This is a genomic window from Pediococcus sp., from assembly GCF_003533255.1.
GTDB classification, from domain to species: Bacteria; Bacillota; Bacilli; order Lactobacillales; family Lactobacillaceae; genus Pediococcus; species Pediococcus parvulus.
On the sequence record NZ_DOEM01000004.1, the window covers coordinates 1 to 23,650 of the forward strand.

The 23,650-nt window shown below is 38.5% G+C and carries 23 protein-coding genes and 1 pseudogene; 4 read left to right on the plus strand and 20 right to left on the minus strand.

Annotated features, from left to right (window positions below; all coding sequences use genetic code 11):
* Nucleotides 1-847: 847 nt before the first annotated feature.
* From DD627_RS01440 to DD627_RS01470, 7 genes are all read right to left on the minus strand, one after another.
* Nucleotides 848-1,486, minus strand: coding sequence for a YjcN family protein (locus DD627_RS01440; RefSeq protein ID WP_260275103.1), 639 nt, complete (start codon nucleotides 1,484-1,486; stop codon nucleotides 848-850).
* Nucleotides 1,487-1,596: 110 nt separating this feature from the next.
* Nucleotides 1,597-2,118 (minus strand): dihydrofolate reductase family protein, encoded by a 522-nt coding sequence (locus DD627_RS01445; RefSeq protein WP_068804653.1) that lies wholly within the window; start codon nucleotides 2,116-2,118, stop codon nucleotides 1,597-1,599.
* 186 nt (nucleotides 2,119-2,304) lie between these two features.
* Entirely contained in the window at nucleotides 2,305-4,101 is a 1,797-nt protein-coding gene (lepA, locus tag DD627_RS01450) for a translation elongation factor 4 (RefSeq protein WP_260275102.1), read from the minus strand.
* A gap of 233 nt (nucleotides 4,102-4,334) precedes the next feature.
* The gene (locus DD627_RS01455; protein ID WP_260275101.1) at nucleotides 4,335-6,869 is read right to left on the minus strand and encodes a M1 family metallopeptidase; all 2,535 of its coding nucleotides are present in this window, start codon (nucleotides 6,867-6,869) and stop codon (nucleotides 4,335-4,337) included.
* Nucleotides 6,870-7,293: 424 nt separating this feature from the next.
* Nucleotides 7,294-7,596: a hypothetical protein gene (locus DD627_RS01460; protein ID WP_260275100.1), complete on the minus strand. Its 303-nt coding sequence runs from the start codon at nucleotides 7,594-7,596 to the stop codon at nucleotides 7,294-7,296.
* Between the two features lie 284 nt (nucleotides 7,597-7,880).
* Entirely contained in the window at nucleotides 7,881-8,300 is a 420-nt protein-coding gene (locus DD627_RS01465) for a GNAT family N-acetyltransferase (RefSeq protein WP_260275099.1), read from the minus strand.
* Between the two features lie 51 nt (nucleotides 8,301-8,351).
* Nucleotides 8,352-8,672, minus strand: coding sequence for an ArsR/SmtB family transcription factor (locus DD627_RS01470; RefSeq protein WP_260275098.1), 321 nt, complete (start codon nucleotides 8,670-8,672; stop codon nucleotides 8,352-8,354).
* 178 nt (nucleotides 8,673-8,850) lie between these two features.
* On the opposite strand from DD627_RS01470, the gene DD627_RS01475 reads away from it, so the two are divergent.
* A complete protein-coding gene (locus tag DD627_RS01475) occupies nucleotides 8,851-9,873 on the plus strand; it encodes an NADP-dependent oxidoreductase (RefSeq protein WP_260275097.1) in 1,023 nt (340 codons plus the stop codon).
* A gap of 70 nt (nucleotides 9,874-9,943) precedes the next feature.
* Here DD627_RS01475 and DD627_RS01480 read toward each other — a convergent pair whose 3' ends face one another.
* Together DD627_RS01480 and DD627_RS01485 are read right to left on the minus strand one after the other, a co-directional pair.
* Entirely contained in the window at nucleotides 9,944-10,813 is an 870-nt protein-coding gene (locus DD627_RS01480) for an aldo/keto reductase (protein WP_260275096.1), read from the minus strand.
* A 29-nt stretch (nucleotides 10,814-10,842) separates the two neighbouring features.
* Nucleotides 10,843-11,709: an aldo/keto reductase gene (locus tag DD627_RS01485; protein ID WP_260275095.1), complete on the minus strand. Its 867-nt coding sequence runs from the start codon at nucleotides 11,707-11,709 to the stop codon at nucleotides 10,843-10,845.
* Nucleotides 11,710-11,839: 130 nt separating this feature from the next.
* On the opposite strand from DD627_RS01485, the gene DD627_RS01490 reads away from it, so the two are divergent.
* On the plus strand, nucleotides 11,840-12,718 hold the full coding sequence (locus DD627_RS01490) for a LysR family transcriptional regulator (RefSeq protein ID WP_260275094.1): 879 nt from the start codon (nucleotides 11,840-11,842) through the stop codon (nucleotides 12,716-12,718).
* 64 nt (nucleotides 12,719-12,782) lie between these two features.
* Here DD627_RS01490 and DD627_RS01495 read toward each other — a convergent pair whose 3' ends face one another.
* The 8 genes from DD627_RS01495 to DD627_RS01530 form a co-directional block, all read right to left on the minus strand.
* Entirely contained in the window at nucleotides 12,783-13,973 is a 1,191-nt protein-coding gene (locus DD627_RS01495) for an acetate/propionate family kinase (RefSeq protein ID WP_260275093.1), read from the minus strand.
* 174 nt (nucleotides 13,974-14,147) lie between these two features.
* Entirely contained in the window at nucleotides 14,148-15,329 is a 1,182-nt protein-coding gene (locus DD627_RS01500) for an NADH-dependent flavin oxidoreductase (RefSeq protein ID WP_260275092.1), read from the minus strand.
* Nucleotides 15,330-15,606: 277 nt separating this feature from the next.
* On the minus strand, nucleotides 15,607-16,650 hold the full coding sequence (locus DD627_RS01505; protein WP_260275091.1) for a DUF4767 domain-containing protein: 1,044 nt from the start codon (nucleotides 16,648-16,650) through the stop codon (nucleotides 15,607-15,609).
* A gap of 171 nt (nucleotides 16,651-16,821) precedes the next feature.
* Nucleotides 16,822-17,535: an alpha/beta fold hydrolase gene (locus DD627_RS01510; protein WP_260275090.1), complete on the minus strand. Its 714-nt coding sequence runs from the start codon at nucleotides 17,533-17,535 to the stop codon at nucleotides 16,822-16,824.
* Nucleotides 17,535-17,660 (minus strand): alpha/beta fold hydrolase, encoded by a 126-nt coding sequence (locus tag DD627_RS01515; RefSeq protein WP_260267120.1) that lies wholly within the window; start codon nucleotides 17,658-17,660, stop codon nucleotides 17,535-17,537. The genes DD627_RS01510 and DD627_RS01515 overlap by 1 nt, the downstream gene beginning before the upstream one ends.
* Nucleotides 17,661-17,848: 188 nt before the next feature.
* Nucleotides 17,849-18,856: an aldo/keto reductase gene (locus DD627_RS01520; protein ID WP_260267121.1), complete on the minus strand. Its 1,008-nt coding sequence runs from the start codon at nucleotides 18,854-18,856 to the stop codon at nucleotides 17,849-17,851.
* Nucleotides 18,857-18,909: 53 nt separating this feature from the next.
* A complete protein-coding gene (locus DD627_RS01525; protein WP_260267955.1) occupies nucleotides 18,910-19,821 on the minus strand; it encodes an amidohydrolase family protein in 912 nt (303 codons plus the stop codon).
* A 10-nt stretch (nucleotides 19,822-19,831) separates the two neighbouring features.
* Nucleotides 19,832-20,473, minus strand: coding sequence for an NAD(P)H-binding protein (locus DD627_RS01530; RefSeq protein WP_260267956.1), 642 nt, complete (start codon nucleotides 20,471-20,473; stop codon nucleotides 19,832-19,834).
* Between the two features lie 179 nt (nucleotides 20,474-20,652).
* Here DD627_RS01530 and DD627_RS01535 point away from each other — a divergent pair, with 179 nt between their 5' ends.
* Nucleotides 20,653-21,831 carry an SAM-dependent methyltransferase gene (locus DD627_RS01535; RefSeq protein ID WP_260275089.1) on the plus strand — a complete coding sequence of 393 codons (1,179 nt, stop codon included), beginning with the start codon at nucleotides 20,653-20,655 and terminating at the stop codon, nucleotides 21,829-21,831.
* A gap of 107 nt (nucleotides 21,832-21,938) precedes the next feature.
* Here DD627_RS01535 and DD627_RS01540 read toward each other — a convergent pair.
* Nucleotides 21,939-22,244, minus strand: a pseudogene (locus DD627_RS01540) (aldo/keto reductase); the annotation flags it as partial.
* Here DD627_RS01540 and DD627_RS01545 point away from each other — a divergent pair.
* On the plus strand, nucleotides 22,230-22,604 hold the full coding sequence (locus DD627_RS01545) for an MmcQ/YjbR family DNA-binding protein (protein WP_260275088.1): 375 nt from the start codon (nucleotides 22,230-22,232) through the stop codon (nucleotides 22,602-22,604). The pseudogene DD627_RS01540 and the gene DD627_RS01545 overlap by 15 nt on opposite strands.
* A 266-nt stretch (nucleotides 22,605-22,870) precedes the next feature.
* Here the strand turns inward: DD627_RS01545 and DD627_RS01550 are convergent, their stop codons facing one another.
* Nucleotides 22,871-23,326 (minus strand): MarR family winged helix-turn-helix transcriptional regulator, encoded by a 456-nt coding sequence (locus DD627_RS01550; protein ID WP_057784365.1) that lies wholly within the window; start codon nucleotides 23,324-23,326, stop codon nucleotides 22,871-22,873.
* A gap of 30 nt (nucleotides 23,327-23,356) precedes the next feature.
* Nucleotides 23,357-23,647 carry a DUF1330 domain-containing protein gene (locus DD627_RS01555; protein ID WP_057784364.1) on the minus strand — a complete coding sequence of 97 codons (291 nt, stop codon included), beginning with the start codon at nucleotides 23,645-23,647 and terminating at the stop codon, nucleotides 23,357-23,359.
* Between the last annotated feature and the right edge of the window lie 3 nt (nucleotides 23,648-23,650).

Below are 23,650 nucleotides of genomic sequence, written 5' to 3' on the forward strand. Positions count from 1 at the left end.
AATTTTAAGGGTTCACTTCAGTCTCCTCATATAAAAAATTAATTTTTTTGCCGAATTGTAATTTATGCTTTCATCAGTTACCATACGCATAATATTAATAATGAACGGCTCCTTCTCTTCTATTACATCTAATTTTGTGATAACCTCTCTATTTCTTATTACTGTCATAGTTGAAAAGATTTCCCGAATTGTCAAATCAAGTGCCGCTTTTAACCCTTATGACAATTGTTTTCATTTATTTTTCTTTCATCTAAAAGGAACCTATGACTTTAATTTTATAGGTTGGTAACCCAAGCGTTCGCCAATCTCCCTTATATTATTCAATTCCGGCAGCAAAACTTTTCCCCATTAATAGTAACATTATATCTTCCAGCGTTTTTTAAGTAAGGACTTTCATAATCGGTCTGAATAACAAATTTCGGATTCTTTTTCTTAATTAAAAATGATAAGTCGATTTATTTTCAGATATTTCTTTCAATTCTGAATTCTTTTTACTACTGCTATAGATTCCCGTCATTTGGTGCCACATATCCATACGCGACCCCTAATAGACAAAAAAACAAAATACACGAAAAAAAGATCATAACGTCTCGTTTCATTTTCTTCGCCACCAAACCGAATATTATAATTGATATAAAATTGCCAACTTTATATAAAATCTTTTTCAATTACTTTGTAGTTGACTGTCGACCAAGCATCTTTCTTGGGATCATTTTATAAACTAAAGATTTTAAAACATATTCTCAAAAACCAAGCCATTTAACTACCATCTTCTAACCAAGATTTTACCTTTATCCTGTACTTCACCTTCATTCTTGCACATTAATATATCTTACAGTTGACAACACTAAACCCAGTCTTCCTTATAATTCAGTGTTGCAATATAGAAAATGCCTTCACGATGAATAGAGAATTCGTCATATTGGGCACCCGTACTTTTATCTACAAAACTGTGACTAATCACATAATCTCCACGGTTGGTATATTGTGTATGGTTCTTCGCATAATTGTTTTTCTTCACTTTGGTTGTTAGCGCTAGGGTCGGATGCCCATTTGTAATCACACCCATTCGTACTGCCGTCTTCGGGGTTAGAAACATTCCTATTATGCACAACAGCATTACCCCCAACGCAATAATAGAATATTTTCTTCTTCGTCTGATTAAAGTACATTCAAATAAATAACTACAAATTGGAATTAACAACCACAGTAAGATCAATGCATAGCCAAAATGAAATGGAGGGCTAACTAATGCCGTGACCACTAATGTTACCGCCGTTAACATTGGTAACATTTTCCGTTTCCAAATTCCCCAGCCAAAGAAAATTACTGCCATTACAAATGGTAAATAAAATATGAGGCCAAAATTCTCCGCATCAGAAAAACCACTCAGGCCATTGTTACGATAAATCCAGAATATGATCACGAGCCAAAGGAGGATTATTGGTTGTAAATGAGTTAACCAAATTTTCTTTAAGTTGTTCATTGGATACCATCCTGCTTTATTTGCCGTTAATCAAGCGTCATAATTTTTTGTCTTTATTTTACCAGTTTGATTGTCCGAGTATAAATTAAAACTTATTCTTATCAAAGCTTTTACTTTTTGCACAAATGGACTTCTGCCAACTGATCGTACCGATTCACATCCAATAACTTTAAGTGAGTCGAATAATCACCGTTTGGAAATAACCGAATTCCCTTTCCCAATAAAACCGGTGCAATTTGAATCCACCACTCATCAATTAAATCATTCTCCAGTAAATCCACTACAAGTTGACCACCACCCACGATCCAAATATTACCACCAGGTTGGGCCAATAATTCTTGAACCAATTGCATTGGTGATTCCTGCACATACTTTGCATCTGCCACTTCACCATGCTTGGTTCGCGAGAGTACATAATTTGTTTTATCAGGAAATTGCAATGCCCCATTCATTAAACCTTTACTCACGTCGTATGTTTTTCGTCCCATAATGGTGGTGTCGACTTGTTTTAAAAATTTCTCTGTATTAGCTTTATCGCCGCCTTGGGTATCTAACAACCACTGTAAATCATGTTTCTCGGTGGCCAAATAACCATCCAAAGAAATTGCGCCATAAAATTGTACTTTCCGCATAATCTCACCTTTTTTCTTCCTTATATCATTTTTCTTAATTTTAGCAAACTGAGTAAAACCAACGAAATAAATTGACTGAAAATATGACGAACTTTAGGTCGCCTATCAAACTAATGAAAAACCTTTAACTTTCAGAAGGTTAGTCAAAAAAATGCACAAGCCTAAACTCACTTATGCATCTTTCGTTTATAAATCCAACTCTAAAATGGCATTAAATACTTCTTGTGGTAACTCAATGCTGTTTTTAGCTGATTGTCGTTTGTTAATCCCTTGACGCCGTAACAACGCTTGTTTCTTGGAAATACTCTTTTTACCGCCAGAAACAGCCGCATTTTTACGCAATGGTGGAATATCAACTCGTGCAACGGCTTTACCTTCCACAACTGCCTGAACAGGAGTGGGATAAAGTCGCCGCGGCACCGCAACTTTTAATTTTTTTACCAGTTCTTGCGTTAAATTTGGCGCGTCCTGACGGTGAACTACAAATGATAGTGCATCAACGGTGGCATAGTTAATATCAACTTCAACTTTAACCAAATCAGCGATTTCATAATCAAGATAAGTCGTGTCCAAGGTGGCGTATCCATGGGAAACAGACTTTAACTGATTGAAAAATTCATACGCCACTTCAGAAGTTGGCATTTTGTAAGTCAATACGATCAAATCGGCTTGATTATCCATATCCAACAGTGTGCTTTTATGTTTTTCCGCAAGTTTCATGACTTCACTTAGCAAGTTATTGGGTGTCGTAATCTCAGCTTTGATAAATGGCTCTTCCACATACTCAATTTTGGAAAACTCCGGAAAATTAGTCGGATTATTCACAATCATTGGTTCAGTTTGACCCTTCAAGTACACGTGATAAGTCACGTTGGGTGCTGTTGTGAGTACCTCCAAACCATATTCATCCTTCAAACGTTCCCGAATAATTTGCAAATGCAGCATCCCTAAAAAGCCACATCGAAAACCAGCGCCCAAGGCCTCTGAATTTTCAAGACTGTAGTGAAACGAAGAATCATTTAAAGCGAGTTTTTCAATCGCTGATTTCAATTCATTATAATTATTGTCCCTTGGATAAAATCCGGCAAACACCATTGATTTTGCGGGTTCATAGCCAGCCAGTGGTTGCGAAGTTGGCTTGGTGGCCGAAGTCATGGTGTCTCCCACTCGAACTAATTGCGGATCTTTTAGCCCCGTCACAACATATCCCACATCACCCGCATTTAACTCATTAACGGGCGTCATATTGGGCGCAAAGTAGCCCAATGCATTAGCCGAAATGTGTGTTTGCTCCGCCATCAATACTAACGAATCATCTGGCTTTAATGTGCCATCTACAAGGCGTACATAGGCAATAATTCCTTTAAAGGCATCGTACATGTAGTCAAAAACTAACGCCTTTAACGGTGCCTTTTTATCTCCGGTTGGCGCTGGAATGGTTGTCCGAATGGCTTCCAGAACTTCATGCACACCCATCCCAGTTTTGGCTGAAATTTTCAGCATATCCAAATTTTCGAACGCCGGATCTAACTTTTGAATCTGAGCTTGTGTCCGTGGCACATCGGCTGCATCACTATCCACCTTGTTAATCACTGGAATAATGACCAAATGATTTTGCTTGGCAAGGCGCAAGTTTGCCACCGTTTGCGCCTGAACGCCTTGAGTAGCATCTACCAATAGGATCGCCCCATCACTCGCTGCTAAACTTTTGGAAACCTCGTATGAAAAATCAACATGTCCAGGTGTATCAATAAAATTATATTCATATGTTTGTCCATCATCAGCTTCGTAATGGTTCCGCACTGTTCTGGACTTGACGGTAATACCATGGGCCTGTTCAACGGCCATGTCATCTAACAATTGGGCCTTTTTGTCCCGTTCACTAACCGTGTGGGTTTGTTCCATAATTCGATCGGCTAATGTCGACTTCCCATGATCAATATGAGCAATGATGGAAAAATTTCTGATGTTTGCTTGTTTCATTATTTAACTGCTTTCCTTTTTCATGACTATTTTTCAAAACTTACTTTTACTACTTTAAAAATTTTGCTTCCTTGTCAATACTAACAGATCCCAACAATACATATCTGATAGATTTTTGGATGTCACTAATTTTCTATACTAAGAATTGTATTTTAGATCAACTAAAAAATGCAGCACCTCGCTTAGAGTTGCCGCATTTCAACTATTCTTTTTAAATTTTATCACCCAATAGGTTAGTCAACAACCTTTGCCACAGCCGCATTGACACTATCTTTTTCAGCTTCAATCAAGGCAACACGGCTTTCAATCACTTTCGTATCCATTGTGATTTCACGTGTTAAACCGGGTGTGTTGAGCTTTGGTTCAAAGAACGCTTTGAACTCTGCCAAACGCTCTGGTGTATGAAAAATCCCGGCAATTACAGTAATGTAAGTTGTGAATTCCATATCACCGCCAACCGTATCTTCGAGCCATTGCCAGTCATTACGAAGCCAATCCCAAGCAGCTTGTTGGCCATCTTCATTTGCCAAAACGCCTCGGAACCAGGCCCGTAAATCTTGTGGTTTGATCGTGTCAGTATCTTCGAACTTCGCGATTAATTGCGCAATTAACTTGGCATCAGGTGTGCTTGTTAATGCTGCACAGATAGCTTCCTTGTAACTACTATCAGACGTCTGATGATGTTGTTTTAAGAGCTGATCAAACAGTTCTTGGCTACCAAAGTTTTTCACTTCGTTCAGCAAAATGAAAACTCGCGTGTCGGCTGGTAAGCTTGCCAACTGATCCTTATTAGCCACAAAAATCTTGTGAGCAGCCGCAATTGAATCAGCATTTTTGGCATACAATGTTGCACCTAACGCATAGGGTCGGTTCAATTGATCATCGTTTGATTCGCCAGCTTTTGGTGTCCAGCCTAAACGTGCAACCTGATCTGCACTCAATTTATCGTAAAATGCCTGAACAGCCTTTTCTTCATCTGACTTTGGTGTTGCGAATTTTCTCAAATTTCCGGCAACTTGGTACAAGGCCACGTTCACCACGTTTGACTTACTATTTGCAAATTGTGGTAACAATGGGACAACTTCGGCATAAGAAATCTGACGACCTTCTGCTAATAAGCGCAAATCTTGTAAAATTTGGAGTTTAGAAATGTCATCAAGTGCATCCACATTATCCAAAATATCTTTTAATAAGGTTTCATCATATTTGACGATAAAGTGGGAATCATTCCCCACATTCAAGCGGAATGGTTTGCCATTTTCTCCACGTAATTTAGCGTAGTCACCCAACGTAATTGACTTTTCAGCCATAATTTGAGGGACAGTTTCGTAATTACCATTTAATGGGATTTGCCACTTGCGACCCACTTCTTTACCTTCGCCACTGAAGAACTGTTCTTGAGAAACAGTCAGTTGACCGTTTTCAACTGCAGCTGTGACGACTGGATAACCTGGTTGTTCCAACCAAGAATTCATGATGGCACCCACATCGAGATCAGAGCTTTCACCTAATGCGGCCCATAAGTCAGCTCCAGTTGCATTGCCATATTTGTGAGCAGCAAAGTATTTCTTCAAGCCTGCTCGTAAAGCATCGTCACCGAGTAAAGCGCGAACCATAACTAATAAGCGGGCCCCTTTTGCATAAACAATTGCGCCATCAAACAACGCATCAATTTCTGCAGGATTTTCCACATTCACATGAACAGACTGAACACCATCAATGGCATCCCGCTGTAAAGCAGCAGCAGCTTCGGAAGTTTGGAACATTTCCCAAATATGCCAATCAGGTTCGATCGCATCAATAGCGACATATTCCATCATGTTGGCAAAACTTTCATTTAACCATAGATCATCCCACCACTTCATTGTAACCAAATCACCAAACCATTGGTGAGCCAACTCATGTGCAATAACAGTCGCCACAAGCTGTTTCATGTCAAGAGCAGTATTGTCGGGATCAAGCACTAAGTATGCTTCTCGATAAGTCACTAACCCCCAGTTTTCCATGGCACCAGCTGAGAAATCAGGTAAGGCTAACTGCCATGAATGTGGCAATGGATATGGTGTTTGGTAGAAATCTTCATAAAATTCAATTGAACGCTTAGCAATGTCCAAAGGAAAATCTAATTCTTTAGCTTGGTGAGCCTTAGTTGCAAACACCCCAACTTTAACCCCACTCTTGGTAGTGGTGACTTTGCTTTGTAATTCACCAAACGCAAAGGCAACTAAATAAGTCGACATCCGAACTGTCGTGTCAAAATAGTGAACCCCATTTTCGACACGCGTTTCTGGCATGTTACTAATTGTCGTTTCGCCCTCATGTTCATCATATTTAATAGCTAAATCAAATGTAGCTTTGGCTTCGGGTTCATCCACACAAGGAAAGGCCTGACGGGCAAAGTTGGTTTCAAATTGCGTTCCGATAATCTGCTTTTTCTCGCCATTAACTTCATAATATGAAGGATAAATTCCCATCATTGAATCGGTTAACGGTGCCTTGTAAGTAATGGTTAACTTCACTTCACCAGTTTGCGATAAATCGATCCGAATGGCATCAGCTTTGTCGTCTGTTACGAATGGGACGTCTTTACCATCTGCCTGAACGGAAGCGACAACTAAACCTTTTTGATGAATAGAAACCGTTTGAGTTTTAGCTTCACCAGTAATACTGGTTTTTCCTGCAATTTGTTTTGTTTCTCGATTGATATCTAAATAGACATCATAATGTGTTGGTTGGAATGTTTCATAAAAATGTGTAATTTCTGCCATGTTATTCTCCCTATTTTATTAGAATAATCTCATTATACGACATTTAGCACTAAAACGCCTCATGATTAAGCATTAACAAATTTCCTTCAACAATTTTGTTAGCTAATTTCAGAATCTATTCGCCAAGAAGGTATGAAATCTTATCCGATCACCCTCTGTTAAGTGACCAATTGAGTTTCCTACCGGTTTTATTGAAATTTCTAAGGGCGCATAGTTTGTGTCAATCCATGAAGGCAGCCGCAAACCTGCTTCCTTCCATTCTTTTATCTGAAAATACTTTTTTCGAATAGACCTCGATTTTTCACTGAACTTTGAAGTGATTTTGAACGCTAAAACGTAGTCATTCCTAACTCTTACAATCAAAATGGGACGAGTTTTCCCAGCATCAACAGTAAGATAACGTACAAAGGCTGTCGCAATATCATTAGTCTCCATTCAGCCAAGCCTCAACCTCTTTCGGATCAGAGGTTTTTTTATGCGGAATTGCACTAGCCATTTCACTAATTTCACGATCGATTTTTTTCATATAATCTCCCTTTAATTTTAAGTACTCCGCATAATCCTGTGCACCAATCACGAATATATCTTGATTAGGCCCTTCTTCCTTATTAGGAAGCGTTACCCGAATCGTTAGATTTTCTTTTGCGACTTGCTTAAACAACTTTGATTGCTGTTTCCTGAAATTTGATGGCGTGTATGTTGGTGTCAATTCTGTTTTTAAATCCATCCTTATCATCTCCCAGTGTTTGTACAACATTATAACTATTTTTTGTACAAAATAACAGTAAAAAAGCTCAACATTATTAAATACGCGCAAGACGTAAAATATTTTTATTAATTACTCATACTGGTTAATTTAATTTCAAAAAAAGAGCCCTCTTCAGGCTACTAAATTTCAGCGGAGCTTTTATTTTACATGCTTCAATTATTTCAAAGTAATCCAGTAGCGTTGTAAGTGAAGCCCCGTGGATTCTTCCATAAGCGTATTTTAGTAAATCTCACCAGCATTTTTTATAACTTGTTGACTGCAATATTCCAGTCTTCTGCAGTGATCAAAACTTTGGCAATGTGACGTACCTTGAATAAGGCTAACGCTTGCCGCAACATTTCAGAAGCGATGCCTTGGTTCCGAAATTCCGGTGCCACACCGTATCCAATGTTGCCACCAAATTTCAGTAAGTAATCATTTAATTTCCACCGACATGAAATGCCACCCTTAATACGATTAGCTTCAATATAAAAATATTTAGTAGCCGGAACTCGAGGTGCTTCTGGCAGACGACTATTGATCTGTAATTGTTTAATAAATTCAGCAAAATTTGTCTGAATTGGGCTGGATACCGACACTTGTGTGGGCTCATTTTTCCAAGCTTGAATCCAATTATCAAAAATTAACTCATCTTGTAAAGTAAGTTCTCGTAAATTTATCATTTAACAGACCTCTTCTCATCAATTTACAAACTAAAGGCATTGCGTATCAATCTAATAGCGCATCTCTCGCTGATTCAAATCTGCTTCTAGTGATGCAGTTAACTGTTTCAGCAGATCAATCGCTCCATTCAAATGAACGGTGTAATATCTTTCGGTTCCTGCCCGGGTCACGGTGACCAGTCCAGCATCCAATAACAGTTTAAGGTGATGGGACACTGCAGGTCTGGATAATTCCAGTTGCTCTGTTATCTGATTCACCGTCAATTTGTCGACTGCACACAGCATCAACAAAATTTGTTGGCGATTTTCATCCTGTAGCATTGCAAAAATTGGCGCACTCTTTTTTAAGATCTTCATTGATTGTTCGGCCATTAGGTTACTCCTTAAATTTTTACCACTTTTGTATTAAAGTGTTCGTTCATATTTCTAAACCATTAAACGCTGAAATAAAAACTTTGTCAAGAATGTATGTTGACAAGTTTAAACCAATGCACTAATATTCTTCTTATCGAATGTTTAAAAGATTAAACCAATAAACAAGGAGCTTAATATGAATTCAACTATGAAAGCAGCTTTAATTACCCATTATAAACAAGCAACCCCCACCATCCAAAATGTACCAGTGCCTGAGGTTGGCCCAAATGATGTTCTTGTCAAAATCATGGCCGCAAGCATCAACCCAATCGATTTAAAAACTAAAGATGGCGATTTACGAATGCTTTTAAAATACAAAATGCCGCTAATTCTTGGTAGTGACTTTGCCGGAACCATCACCCAAATCGGTTCGCAGGTCACCGATTTTAAAGTTGGTGATGCTGTTTATGGGCGTCCACAAGACGATCGCATTGGTACTTTTGCTGAATACATCGCGGTTGCTCAAAGTGACATTGCACATAAACCACAAAATTTATCGTTTGAAGAAGCGGCAGCTATTCCATTGGTTAGTTTAACTAGTTATCAAGCTTTGCATGACCTGATGGCTATTCAACCTAACCAAAAAGTTTTGATCCAAGCCGGGTCCGGTGGCGTAGGAACCATTGCCATTCAACTGGCAAAACAACTCGGTGCCTTCGTTGCAACTACAACTAGTACCAAAAATATTGATCTAGTGCGCTCGCTCGGGGCAGATCAAGTCATTGATTACAAGCAAACCCAATTCGATGAAGTTCTATTTGATTACGATTACGTTTTTGATACTCTCGGCGGCGAATCGTTAGAAAAGGCGTTTAAGATTGTCAAACCAGGTGGCAAAATTGTGTCCATCGCGGGAATGCCCAACGCCCGGTTTGCTAAAGCATTTGGTTTACCAATCTGGAAACAACTCCTTATAGGCGCAGCTTCACATAAGCTAACTAAACTTGAAACAGTTCATCAGGTTCAATATGATTTCCTGTTTATGAAACCGAGTGGTCAAGAACTTGAAGTTATTCGCCAACTGATTGAAGCAGATAAACTGCATCCCATCATTGACCGCATTGTTGATTTTTCAGACTTACCAGCGGCGTTTACCTACTCCCACTCTGGAAGAGCTAAAGGAAAAATTATCATCAAGATGACTGATCTGCAAGCATAAAAAAAGTCCCTCAAGGATGGTTCTAACCAATCTTGAGGGATTATTTTGTCTAAAAATTATTTAGTTTACCTTAATCATTAGCATGAACATCATAACTAGCTAACTGTTCTTGAACTCCAGGAGCATCAGGATCGTGATTTCCTTTTCCTTTATCAATTGCACTGATCTGGGCAATTTCTTGATCAGTAAGTTCAAAATCAAAGATATTCAGATTGCTTTCAATTCGTGCGGTGTGCACCGACTTTGGAAAGACAATGATGCCTTCTTGATTTTCAAAACGCAAAATCATTTGACCGGCATTTTTACCATATTTTTCAGTTAGTTTCGTAATTACCGGCTCATTTAGCAAATCATGGTTACCTTGACCAAGCGGTGCCCATGCTTCAACCTTAACGTTTGCAGCATCTAAAATTTGACGTAATTCTTTTTGCTGGAAATAAGGATTAAATTCAACTTGATCAACCGATGGTAAAGTTGCAAACAAAGGCACAAATTTATTCCAAATCTTTGGTGTCATATTAGAAACTCCGATGGACTTGAGTTTACCATCTCGTTTGGCTTCCTCCATGGCTTGCCAGGCACCAGGAACATCTCCATATGGTTGGTGGATTAAATACAGATCAATATAATTAAGACCCAACTTTTGTAATGACAAATCAATCGCTTTTTTTGCAGGTTCGTAGCCAAAATCCTGTAACCAAAGTTTGCTGGTTACCCAAACTTGGTCACGCGGAATACCACTATCTTTGATTGCTTTACCAACTTCGGCTTCATTAAAGTACGCCACAGCGGTATCAATATGACGATAGCCAATTTTCAACGCTTCACTTACCGCTTTGTAAGTAGAACCATCACTGGGAATCTGAAAAGTCCCAAAGCCAATTGCGGGAATCTCATTGCCATCATTTAATTTAATTTTTGGTGTGTTACCTGTTGCCATTTTTAAACGCTCCTTTACTGCTAAGTTGATTATTGTAACTGTTTTAGACTAGAACCGAAAATCTGTTCAATGGTCACTGGATCACGATGATCAAAGAATTGACTTTCATTTTTGTCCAAGGATGCCATCGTTTGCATCTCTGTGGCACTTAATTCAAAATCAAACACATTCAGATTTTCTTCCATGCGATTCCGATGAACAGACTTTGGAATGACCGTAATTCCACGTTGCAAAAGCCAACGCAAAATTACCTGACCATTTGATTTGCCATATTTCTGCGCAATTTCTGCAATTTTTTCGTTTGTGAAAATATTATGTTTACCTTCTGCAAATGGGGCCCAAGCTTCAACACGAATATCTTCACCCTGATTGAACTTAACCTCATCAGTTTGTTGATACCATGGGTTAACCTCAATTTGGTTCACAACTGGTTTAACCGGCATGGTCAATTCAAGATTCTTTAACTGGTCAGCATAAAAATTGGAAACGCCAATTGCCCGAATTTTACCTGCCTGATAAGCTTCTTCCATTGCTCGCCATGCACCCATGACATCACCATATGGTTGGTGGAGCAAATATAAATCCATATAATCCAAACCAAGTTTTTCTAAAGAAGCGTCGATTCCTTTTTTTGCACGGTCATATGTGAAATCTGAAACCCAAAGTTTGGAAGTGACAAAAATTTCCTCACGTTTTATGCCACTCTTTTGAATTGCGCGCCCAACAGCTTCCTCATTTTGATAAGCCGTTGCGGTATCGATTAATCGGTAACCAGCTTGAAGTGCATTTGTGACAGCCTCTTCAGCTTGACTCAAATCTGGTACTTGGAAAACACCGAAGCCTAACTGTGGCATTTCAACACCATTATTTAATTTAACCATTGGCACTTTTGTCATTTTAAAACATCCTTTCTACTTTTCGTTCATAACTTTATTCAACATCCTTATAATAGAAGAAACTCAATCATTTGAAAATTACTACTTAATCATGCTAGTATACAGTCAGCGTATACTAGGAGCTGATAAAATGATTGATCCGTATCTATTAGAAGAGTTAGCAACGTTTGCAAACACCGGCACATTAGCTAAAACGGCTGAACAACTCAATGTCACCCAACCAACTGTGACGCGGGGCATGCAAAAACTAGAAGAAGATTTGGGTGTAAAACTATTTGACCGTCAACCTAATCACATCAAGTTGACCAAAACCGGTCAGCTAGCCGCCCAAGAAGCGATGACGCTTATTCAAGCAAATAAACAGATGATTGATAATGTACGCAATTTTGACCAAAACCAACGGGAAATTCGCATTGGTTCTGTGATTCCAGGGCCGATAATCTTTCTAAAAAATCTCCTCAGTCCGGAAACTAAAAATAGACAAATCAGCTCGGACTTAATTCCTGCCGACCAAGCAGCCGCTTTACTTATCAACAATGCCTATACTGGAATTATTTCCAATCGGGAGCTTGCCTCTCCAAACATTGACTCTCAATATTTAGGGACCGAAAAGCTTGCTGTGAACCTTGATAAATTTATGTATCATGCTAATCAGTCAACCGTAAGTTTTTCTGAATTAGAAAATTTAAGCTTTATCGTGTTAAGTGACATTGGTCCTTGGCGTGACATCATTCAAAATGAAATCCCAGGAGCTAAGTTTTTCTATCAAGACCAGCGGGAAGCCTTCTCTGAAATTACGAAGTATTCAGACTTTCCTTATTTTAGTAGCAACCTTTCCAAATCGGATCCAAGTTTTACGAAACAGGCTAAAGAAGATGACAATCGGGTGCGCATCCCCCTTGGCGACAAACATGCCCAAATGAAAGTCTACTTTAACTATCTAAAGGGCCAAAAACGGCGTGTTTCACCAATCATTAAACAAATCAAACAAAATTGGCCGCACCAATAAATCGAAAATAACCCTCAAAACGACATTGCTGTTAGTTTTGAGGGTTATTAATTTTGAACGCTTATCATGATAAGCGTTCATACATATCACGTGCAATCATCAATTCTTCGTTAGTAGGGACAACGAGCGTTTTGACTTTTGCATTCGCTGCACTTACATCGATTTCTTTATTGCCGGATTCATTTTTTGTCTTATCAATTGTGGCACCCACATAGCCAAAATGGGACATAATTTGTTCGCGCATTTCAAAACTATTTTCACCAACCCCGCCTGTAAAGATTAAGGCATCAACACCGTTCATTAAAGCGATGTAGCTACCCACAAATTTCACAACCCGATTGGCAAACATGTTCAAGGCTAACTGAGCTCGTGAATTAGTAGCCGCCAGTTTCTTTAATTCTCTTTGATCGTCCGAAACTCCCGAAATACCTAATAACCCAGACTCGTTATTTAAAATATTTAGCATGTCATCCGTATTTTTTAAATTTAATTTTTTGATCAAGTACATCACTAACGACGCATCAACTTGCCCACTTCGTTTATTCATAATTAACCCATCTAATGGGGTAAATCCCATCGAAGTGTCCAATGACTTCCCTTTACTTACCGCAGTAATACTGGAACCGGCACCCAAATGCATCACAATGAGCCGCAAATCTTCTAATGGTCGCTGCAAAAATTTTGCCGTGCGTTTAGAGACATATCGCACACTCGTCCCATGGGCACCATACTTTCGGGCGCCATATTTTTCGTGATAATCATAGGGAATGCCATACAAATAATTTTCTTCCGGCATAGTTTGATGAAACGCCGAGTCGAACACAGCTACTTGCGTGGTCCACGGCATTAATTGTCTAAAGAGTTCAATCCCCCCGACCTCAACATGATTGTGCAATGGCGCAAAAACATCTAAGTCATCGATTTGTTTTAAAATATCCTTCGTGATGACCACGGATTCTTTAAACACTTCCCCGCCAGCAACTACTCGATGGCCAACTCCAGCGATTTCATGAAGATCCTTAACTAACTTTAGTCTCTTTAATTCATCCATTAAAATAGTAATAGCATCTTTAAGGCTTAGTTTTTTATCAAAAGTCCGTTCGGCTTTTTTTTCACCGTACTTCACCGTAATTTCCGCTTTCGTATTACCAAAAAAATCAACTAGTCCTGAAGCAACTTGTTTTTCATCAGGCATCTCAAACAACCGCCATTTAAGCGTTGAACTACCCAAATTTACCGACAAAATTTTGGCCATGTTTTCACCTCATCACTTACATATTTACTTTGTATATTATGCTTGTTTCGGGGATTAAGCACGAAGTTCGCTCATCAATGCGCGCCAATTATAAAAAAGCAATTGGCAGATTGTTCTCTGTCAATTGCTTGAACTGTGACTGTTAAATTAGATTATCCAGTGATCATCAACAAACTAAGCTCCTTCATGAGGCGCCAATTTATTATCAAATTGATCCTTATCATAATCTGGTTGGTTGGAAATGTGCATCGCCGACTTTAATCTGACCGTGACAAAATTCCACATAGATGGCGTAATACCTAACTCATCCAAATCACGCGTTGAAATGGTGTAACGAATACTATCTTCGTCATCAGTTTCAACTTTTTGTACCCACTTTGGCTCACGTAAGCTTTCACGACCCAAGGCTACAAAATCAATTCCAGCATCGATGACCTTTTCTGCATCTTCTGGTTTTTCGACAGAACCTACAGAAATTAATGGCAACCGATCGCGAACCTGTTTCTTAATTTTAAGAATTAATGGCTCCTTGTCGGCCTTATCATTTAATGATGTTCGCCAAGCATAGCCCATTGAAACATGGAGATAATCAATAGGTTGATCCGCTAAAACATCAATGAAATGAAGCGTATCGGCCATGCGAATCCCTGGATTTTCAATTTCTTCAGGCGAAATTCGATAACCTACAATAAACGGACGATCTGCATATTTTTCAACCGCTGCATGAACACTTTTGATGACTTCTAAAGCAAAAGTCATGCGTTTATCCACATTGCCGCCCCATTTATCGGTACGGCGATTAGAGTGAGGTGAGAAGAATTGTTGTAAGAGATAAGTATTGGCACCATGTAACTCAACCCCATCAAATCCAGCTTGAATCGCGCGTCGAGTTGCTTCGCCAAAATCAGTGATAATCTGTTCGATCTCATCATTAGTCAACTCTCTTGGTGTTTCTGCATTGGGTCTTAACGCCGCAACTGCACTTGCACTAACTGGCTGGGTTCCACGTAAAATTTTAGAATTTGACATCCGCCCAGCGTTGAAAATTTGCAAAATGGCTTTGGTCCCATTTTGTTTCATGGCCAATGCCATCTTTGTCAATCCAGGTAAAAAGCGGTCATCATCAACGGAAAGCTCACCTTCAAATCCTTTACCATCTTCAGAAACATTCGCAACTGGCGAAATAAACAAGCCAACGCCACCACTGTGAATACTAAAGTAGCGAAGTTCATCACGGGTAACAGATCCTTCTTCAAAAGCGGAAGCCTCTGTCATTGGGGGAATCACTACCCGGTTCTTGACTTTGACACCATTTTTAAAAGTGTAAGGTTCTAAAAATTTATACTTAGTAGACATACAAATATCCTCTCCTTAACAAAAATTATGATTACATCACAATATTTATCTTAGTTCACAGATTCACAAAGTCTAATAATTCAACTCGACTATTTTTTATGCAGACCGCCTTTATTGCTATTTTGGAAACAGAATAATTACAATTTGGCTATGACACAAAATCTGAATACTTATCTAAATTGTAAATTGATAAGCTGTACAAAAAACGACCTAAAATCATTTATTCAAAGCTTTAAATGATTTTGAGTCGTATTTTTTAAGCACATATCATAAATAATTAGTCCAGATCCTCTTGACTCTTGCTTTCGTCGCCAAACGTAAAGTCTTTCATTTGATTTGCAATTTCTTTGCTTTGGTAAGCATTTCCGTCAAACCAAGCGTCTGCTCCACTAGCCATCATCATGACCGGAATCTGGCGGCCGTTATAGTAATGATATCTTAAATATTCATACGAACCATCACCCGCGGTTTGATGTGCGCCACGAATATCAAGCCAATTTATTTTCTGAGTTTTTAAATAAGTGAGTTTGACCGCGCTAATTTTTTCCGGTTTTAAAGTATCCACTTTCTTATCATAAGATTCATAGTAATACCAAGTTCCCTGATACGCACTGGGCCACCGCTGTGGGGATGCCTTTACTGAACTGCTAACATCCGTATTTAATGAGGTATCGGTCAAAATTGCTGGTTTAATTCCAGTCACAATTTTAGCAAACTCTGCTTGCAGATCCGCGTTTTGCGTATCCTGAACGTAAAGATAATTGCCATTGGTGGTTTGCGTCATAAACACAACCGGCTGATTATTGTGAATACAGAATAAGTAGGTCGTTGGAAATGATGTACCACCTTTTCCGCCAGTAGCAACCTCAACAATTTGAAATTCATCGCCGTTTTCACCATTTGTAGACCACGTTAAATTAATCTTGCGGGTTCCCCACTTTACTCGACCTGCTAACTTACCGTTCTTAATGACATCTGGAAAAATGTAGCCCAGATGATTCGTCTTTTCGCCATTATATGTACCTTTATACGTTTGGTCCATTTCTTTTTGCCACTTCGCCATAAATGTAGCTAATTCCTGTTGCTTAGTTTTATTCCAAACCGTTGCAGCGACCTTTTTAGTTCTAGAAGTGGCTTTTTGTGAACTTGAACTAGCTTTGCCCTCACTTAACCGTGAAGCTGATTTGCTTACTTTTTTAGTTTTCACTACTGATGATTCAGTCTTCTTAGAATCGGGCTTACTTGCCTGACTAGTATTATTTGCTGAACAACCACCCAGCAATAACGCGACCACTAATAAACTCCACCCTATTTTTTTCATATGTCCTCTAATGGCCATTTTTACTACTGGTCACCATTTATCCTCCTGCTCATTTAAATTATGTTGTGTCGTAAACTTATTTTATTATAACATTTGGGCGCTAAATTGAAGGATAAAAAAATACCATTCACAAACGAATGATATTTTGAACAAGTCAGATTATCTGTTTATTCATGCCCATTTATTTAGGATAAATTGTCCAATTTCTCGCCAGTGAGATTCCAGCACAAAATGACCACCATCTAACAAATGAATTTCCGCATTTTTATCATCTTTTTGGAAAGCTTCTGCACCCTGATAGACAAAACTAGGATCATTTTTACCCCAGGCAGCAATTGACTCCGGCTGATAATCACGCACATATTTTTGAAAACGCGGATACTTTTTTACATTATTTTGATAATCGAAAATTAAATCAGATTGTCTTTCAGCGTAATCTGGTGACTCTGTATAATGGATATCCAGTGTATAGCCATCAGGTGAAACACTGCCTGCTTTTTCACCGCCAGTGTATTGACCAATAATGGTTTCTGGGGCAAATGCTGATTTATAGCTTTCCCGTAGTTCTGCAGTCGGATGATTCCAGTATACTTTGCGAGATTTCCATTTAGACCCAAGGCCTTCTTGATAAATATTACCGTTTTGACTCACGATTCCCAAAATGCTTTCTGGATGACGAACTGCTAATTCAAACCCAATTGGTGCCCCATAATCAAAAACATACAGATAAAACTTGTCAATACTCAAGGCCTTCAAAAAGTCTTCTACATAATTCGTCAAATTTTCAAATGTGTATTGAAATTTGGTATGGTCGGGAGCAGCTGATTGCCCAAAACCAATAAAATCTGGTGCAATAACATGAAAATCATTTTCTAATATTGGCATTAAGTTCTAAACATATGACTGGCCGTTGGGAAGCCGTGCAATAATAAAAATACCGGATTGTCGTCTGAACCACTTTCGCGATAGAAAACGTCTAAATCATTAACTTTGACAGTTGAAAAATTCATATTGAATACCTGATTTCAAAATTATTTTCAATAAAATTACGCCAATAATTATACCTCTAAACTTTACCTGTTGAATAAAATACCAACTAAGAAATAGGTACTTTTGCGAACCATTCTTAGTTGGTATTTTGTTTGGCAGATAAATTAAAAACTTTAAGCATTTGTTTACTGTCTCGTGAAATAGATTCTTACTTCTTTTCATCAATCAGCACAGTCCCCTGCGCTGGGTTGTGATTAATGGCACCCACAATTTCGTGCGGCACATACAACTCTTCCAGATAGTGCACATCCTCATCAGTTAGTTTAATTGCCAAAGCTTCAACGGCGGCATCTAAATGGCTCGCCTTAGTGGAACCCACAATTGGTGCCATAACGCCTTTCGCCCATTGCCAAGCCAACGCAATCTGACTCATTGAAACGTTATATTTTTTGGCCAGCTCGTCCACTCGGGCAACGATGCCAACATCTTCACTCTCTGCTTTATCATATTTGCCCATCGCTACCCGATCAGTTTGACTGCGCAACGTATTTACTTGCCATTCACGATGACTCAAATGTCCCGCGGCCAACGGACTATATGGCATCAATGAAACACCCCACTGTTTACAGATTGGAATTAGTTCCCGTTCGTCTTCACGATACAACAGATTGTAGTGGTTCTCCATTGTCTGGAATTGAGCCCAACCATTATCTTTAGCTACCTGTTGCATATTCTGAAATTGGTAACCATACATAGCAGATGCCCCAATTGCACGTACTTTTCCAGCTTTAACCAAATCATTTAAAGCTGACATCGTTTCTTCGATTGGCGTATCATAATCGAACCGATGAATAATGTATAAGTCTAGGTAGTCGGTACCCAAACGTTTCAAAGAACCATCAATTTCGCGATGAATCGCCTCACTAGAAAGACGACCAGGGTTGAAATAGACTTTTGAAGCCAACACCACTTTATCACGCGCAACATTATTTTCTTTTAATGCCCGGCCTAAATACTCTTCACTAGTTCCTTTTGAATAAGTATTTGCGGTATCAAAAAAGTTAATCCCAAGCCCTAGCGCGTGCTTGATTATTTTCTCGCTATCTGGGTAATCAAGCGACCAATCATGCATGGTCCCTGGCTTTCCAAAGCTCATTGCCCCAATACAAATCTTAGAAACATCGATATCTGTTTTCCCTAATTTGGTATACTGCATATCATCTTTTGTTACTGCCATCTTGAACACTCCTTATATTCTTAGTTGTAAACCTATTTTATTCTTTGAATTAACTGCTGCCAATTACCAGTGAAAATTTTTTCCTTTTGTATGCTTGTTAAATTGGATTGATCAAGCGATTGTTTGATGACACTCGTGGGACCATTAGGCTTAATTCCAAGTGGTGTATCGGTACCAAACAAAACATGATCTTCGCCAAAGAAATCAACTGCCATTTCAATTGCCTTTGAATTTCCTAATACAGCCGTATCTACATAAAAATGTTTAAAAGCTTCATATCTAGCTTCACCCTGAATATAAAAAATCCGCCGTGCAAAATAGGGTACCATTGCACCTGCATGATGAACAATAATTTTTAGTCCTGGATATTTAGTGAAAAAATTTTTAGTCACAATTTGATTCATCGCCAGTGTTTGCTCATATTCCCAACTAAATGTCAGATTATTATCCGATTTACGTTCGTCAAACACAGGATGCAACCATATTGGCTTCCCACTCTCTGCCATTTTGGCAAAAAGTGGAGAAAAACTTTCATCTGTAATTTCTTTTCCAATTGCTCGTGTGAATAACTGCACACCTGCTACAAGCGGGTTATTAATCACTTGTGAATCGATAATTGCCATTGCTTCAGCAATATTATTCATTGGCAGCATCGCAACTACCGCTGGAAAACTACTGGTAGAATTGCTGGCAATTTGCTGTAATTCTTCGTTTGCTGCCTCGCATAATGTCGCAGCCTGATCACCATCTACAAAATCTTCAGGATTTAAATTCACCATTGATAAAATTTCTTGCTGATTCGGTTGCATAGTTGCTAGTCGTTTATCAATATCTGTCAATAACGGATTTTTCATCCAAGAATTTTTCTCAAAGACATTTGAATCAATCTGTAACATCTGAGCTAAAAATTTTGGCGGTAAAACATGTGCAAAAACATCTATCATGCCAATTTCCTCACATCCAACTAGGCTTATCACCATCTGTATTCGGCTTGTTTAGACCAACACTTTCATTCACATGTGTTTCCGGATGAGTGATGACTTTAAAAGCAAAATCAGCCACACTTTTTCTTGAAACTTCCGTACCTTTAAATGGTTCATTTAATTGCGTCGTTTCATAGTCCACTTCGTCATTATCTGTTAACCAAGCTGGGCGAATCTCAGTATATTTCATGCCGGAATTGCTGACTAACTTAGCCGATTTTCGAAAACCGGGTAAGTACGCTGCAATCGCTTGTTCGTTCCACTCGCCATATTTTCCGGGAACTTCGTGATGTGCACCTAAAGAACTTATGTAGACAAACCGATTTTTATCTGTTTGTTGCATTGCTTTAATCACACTTTGAATTTGATCATCCAGGTCAACGCCACCTAAGTTTGAATAAATGATGGTGGCGTTTTGCATTGATTGTGCCAACATATCTGTATTCAAAACGTCTCCATCCACTAATTGAATTCGCGAATTATCCGTATATTTGTTTAACCGTTGTGCATTGCGTAAAAATAAAATTAACTCATCGTCGGTTTCCTGTAAAAGCTTTTCTGTTAGTAATTGAGCTGTCTTGCCATAGGCCCCAATAATCATGATTTTTGCCATTTGATAACCTCCATTGTTGTTCTAATGAAAGTCTACTACTTGAAGTATACTTCAAGTCAAGAAATATGAATCAAAAAATGAAATCGTTTTCTAGTCTTTAACGTATCAAATTCCTTACGTGACAAACCTAAAAAGTCTAAAATAGGATTGTTTACATTTTAGAAATGGAGTGAGAATTTGTGTTAGAGAAAACAGTTTACAAAAAATTATTGAGTAACGCTTTTGATTTCCCAGTTACTGTGAAGTATTGGGATGGCAAATCTGAAACCTATGGTGAAGGCACACCACAAGAGGAAATTGATATTAACAAGAAATTAGCAATGTCAGAAATCGCTAAGCACGCCACCCTAACTTTGGGTGAAGCTTACATGGATGGTGACATTGATATCAAGGGCTCAATTCAACAAGTTGTTGCTTCAGCTTATCGACAAGCTACTAGTTTCATGCATGATAAAAGCTTTTTGAAATTCATCCCCAAACAAGGCCATTCGGAAGCAGAAAACAAAAAGGATATCCAAAGTCACTATGACATTGGAAATGACTTTTACAAACTATGGTTAGATCCAACCTTGACCTACTCGTGTGCCTACTTTAAAACTGACAGCGATACTTTGGAACAGGCTCAATTAAACAAAATTAATCATATTTTGAAGAAGTTAAAACCAGAACGTGGAAAAACTTTGCTTGATATTGGCTCCGGTTGGGGAACCTTACTGTACGTGGCCGCCGAAAAGTACGGTCTGCACGCAACTGGGGTGACTTTAAGTGAAGAACAATACAATTACACAAAGGACCAAATTCAAAAACGCGGCTTGGAAGATTTAGTCGATGTAAGATTAGAAGATTACCGTGAAACTACGGGCCAGTTTGATTACGTCACTAGTGTGGGTATGTTTGAACATGTTGGTAAAGATAATTTACCTGGCCACTTCAAAAAAGTGAACGCGTTACTTAAGCCGGGCGCTCGGGCGTTGATTCATGGGATTACTGGGCAACATAATGGTGCGGGCGTTGATCCTTGGCTAACAAAGTACATCTTCCCGGGTGGCTACATTCCAAGTGTATCGAAAAACCTCGACTACATGATTGAAGCTGATCTTCAAATTCAAGATTTGGAACCGCTCCGTCGTCACTACCAAAAAACGCTTGAAATCTGGGATCGCAACTTTAATAACGTGCGTGATCAGGTACGTGACATGTTTGACGAACGTTTCTGCCGGATGTGGGATCTTTACCTACAGGCAGCTGCGGCTTCATTTGAAGCTGGTAACATTGATGTCATGCAATATCTGTTAACCAAAGCACCAAGTGGCGAAGGCTTGCCAATGACACGTGATTATATATATGAAACAAAATAAATAGTTTAAACTAACAAGAGGTCCATTTACTGTCGCAATTGGCAATAAATGGACCTCTTATTTAATATTTGTAATTTGTAACGAACCACCATCCAGCTAAATTGAAATTATTTATTTTCAGATCCTGTCTGGCCATCATAACTTTTAAGTTTTCCACCAAAGACTGGATAAACGCTGGCACTGCCATAATTCAAAGGTTTTACCTGTTTTAGAGTTGCCATGTCGTCATCCGAAATTTCAAAATCAAGTTCAGCATTGGTCTTCATATGTTCTGGATTCACAGTTTTGGGTAACACGACCGTTCCTAATTGCCAGTCGTACCGAATTGCTAATTGCGGCACACTAACTTTATATTTTGCTGCCATTTTTTCAATATCCGCATCGTGTAACGCGAGACCATGTGCAATAGGAGAATTTTTATAAAACGCGAAGAAATCTTTAAGTATGTTGAGGAAAAATATACCAGTCAACCCGAATATTTATGGAAAAAATATGCACACTACGCAGTTTTGAGACACTCTCAAAATCGAAAATGGTACGCCATTGTCATGGATGTCAAAAAGGAGAATCTTGGCCTTGAAGGAAAAGAAGTTATCGACATTATGGACGTGAAGTTGGATCCTGAAACGGTCGACATTTTACAATCTTCAGAAGGATTTTTCCCTGCTTATCACATGAATAATAGTAATTGGATATCTATTGATATTGCGACAGTTGATTCCAAACAAATTTGCAATCTGATTGACGCAAACTTTGATTTGACAGCTAAATGAGTCATAGCTGTTTGTCATTAGGCATAGCGATTCACAAATAGCTGGCCTTTTATGGGCTAAATGGCCTTTTCAAAAAACATTCATAATTATCTTGTTAAATCTGTCGTTGTTGCACTATGTCATTTTTCTGTGATTGCATGACACATAGAAATAATTTCAACTATCCGCATAGGGTTTTAGATAAAAAATATACTATCGATGATTAAAAAACGAACACGTCATAGCTGTTAGGTCCACATACCACCGCTACGACATGTTCGTTTTTGTTAAAATTCATTCAAATTGTCATTAATTCGATATAGATAATTATTTAGTTGGTTTTTCTCTTCTTCCGAAAAGCCAGCTAATGCATCATTATCAACCTTATTCAAAATACTACGCGGCCCATTTTTTATTGAAGTCAGCAGACTCATACCTTTTGAAGTAATCATGACTTCTTTTTGACGCTTGTTTTTCTCATAAGGACGAGTTACAACTAAATCTTGCACAGATAATCTCTTGATAATTCCTACCGTGGTCGGATGACTCAACTCAAATTTAGTTTCAATTTCTTTTTGTAAAGCGCATTTATCATTTTCTTCACCCAAGTAAATTAATACAAGGTATTGCGTATTTGTTAAACCGGAAAACAATTTGTTAGTCTCTTTAGTAAACAACGTATCAATTTTGTTATGAACCATTTTAATATTGTTTCCAACATATGCTTTACATAAATCTTTCATATCATCACTCCGAATAAGTTTATTTATTACTTATTTTACACCTTCCGTAATGAAGACTCGATAATCTGCACCTTTTAACCGATGTTTCATGGCCTTTTGATAATCTGGATTATTATAGGCAGCTTCGGCAGCTTTCATAGATTCAAACGGCACAATGGTTACGCCATCAACTTTGGGGCCTTCAAGCGTCTCTACTTTTCCATAGAAAGCTAATGGGGTTTTCGCACCTGTAACCTTTACTTTGCTGGATTCTTCTTCGTACTTCTTAAGTTCTTCAGGATCAATAATACGGTCCCGCACATAAACCATATACGCTGCCATTAT

What these genes read in the sequence shown, in the direction of transcription:
- DD627_RS01440 (WP_260275103.1), bottom strand. Translation starts at nt 1,486, where the DNA reads ATGAACAACTTAAAGAAAATTTGGTTAACTCATTTACAACCAATAATC.
- DD627_RS01445 (WP_068804653.1), bottom strand. Translation starts at nt 2,118, where the DNA reads ATGCGGAAAGTACAATTTTATGGCGCAATTTCTTTGGATGGTTATTTG.
- lepA (WP_260275102.1), bottom strand. Translation starts at nt 4,101, where the DNA reads ATGAAACAAGCAAACATCAGAAATTTTTCCATCATTGCTCATATTGAT.
- DD627_RS01455 (WP_260275101.1), bottom strand. Translation starts at nt 6,869, where the DNA reads ATGGCAGAAATTACACATTTTTATGAAACATTCCAACCAACACATTAT.
- DD627_RS01460 (WP_260275100.1), bottom strand. Translation starts at nt 7,596, where the DNA reads ATGGATTTAAAAACAGAATTGACACCAACATACACGCCATCAAATTTC.
- DD627_RS01465 (WP_260275099.1), bottom strand. Translation starts at nt 8,300, where the DNA reads ATGATAAATTTACGAGAACTTACTTTACAAGATGAGTTAATTTTTGAT.
- DD627_RS01470 (WP_260275098.1), bottom strand. Translation starts at nt 8,672, where the DNA reads ATGGCCGAACAATCAATGAAGATCTTAAAAAAGAGTGCGCCAATTTTT.
- DD627_RS01475 (WP_260275097.1), top strand. Translation starts at nt 8,851, where the DNA reads ATGAATTCAACTATGAAAGCAGCTTTAATTACCCATTATAAACAAGCA.
- DD627_RS01480 (WP_260275096.1), bottom strand. Translation starts at nt 10,813, where the DNA reads ATGGCAACAGGTAACACACCAAAAATTAAATTAAATGATGGCAATGAG.
- DD627_RS01485 (WP_260275095.1), bottom strand. Translation starts at nt 11,709, where the DNA reads ATGACAAAAGTGCCAATGGTTAAATTAAATAATGGTGTTGAAATGCCA.
- DD627_RS01490 (WP_260275094.1), top strand. Translation starts at nt 11,840, where the DNA reads ATGATTGATCCGTATCTATTAGAAGAGTTAGCAACGTTTGCAAACACC.
- DD627_RS01495 (WP_260275093.1), bottom strand. Translation starts at nt 13,973, where the DNA reads ATGGCCAAAATTTTGTCGGTAAATTTGGGTAGTTCAACGCTTAAATGG.
- DD627_RS01500 (WP_260275092.1), bottom strand. Translation starts at nt 15,329, where the DNA reads ATGTCTACTAAGTATAAATTTTTAGAACCTTACACTTTTAAAAATGGT.
- DD627_RS01505 (WP_260275091.1), bottom strand. Translation starts at nt 16,650, where the DNA reads ATGAAAAAAATAGGGTGGAGTTTATTAGTGGTCGCGTTATTGCTGGGT.
- DD627_RS01510 (WP_260275090.1), bottom strand. Translation starts at nt 17,535, where the DNA reads ATGCCAATATTAGAAAATGATTTTCATGTTATTGCACCAGATTTTATT.
- DD627_RS01515 (WP_260267120.1), bottom strand. Translation starts at nt 17,660, where the DNA reads ATGAATTTTTCAACTGTCAAAGTTAATGATTTAGACGTTTTCTATCGC.
- DD627_RS01520 (WP_260267121.1), bottom strand. Translation starts at nt 18,856, where the DNA reads ATGCAGTATACCAAATTAGGGAAAACAGATATCGATGTTTCTAAGATT.
- DD627_RS01525 (WP_260267955.1), bottom strand. Translation starts at nt 19,821, where the DNA reads ATGATAGATGTTTTTGCACATGTTTTACCGCCAAAATTTTTAGCTCAG.
- DD627_RS01530 (WP_260267956.1), bottom strand. Translation starts at nt 20,473, where the DNA reads ATGGCAAAAATCATGATTATTGGGGCCTATGGCAAGACAGCTCAATTA.
- DD627_RS01545 (WP_260275088.1), top strand. Translation starts at nt 22,230, where the DNA reads ATGTGCAATAGGAGAATTTTTATAAAACGCGAAGAAATCTTTAAGTAT.
- DD627_RS01550 (WP_057784365.1), bottom strand. Translation starts at nt 23,326, where the DNA reads ATGAAAGATTTATGTAAAGCATATGTTGGAAACAATATTAAAATGGTT.
- DD627_RS01555 (WP_057784364.1), bottom strand. Translation starts at nt 23,647, where the DNA reads ATGGCAGCGTATATGGTTTATGTGCGGGACCGTATTATTGATCCTGAA.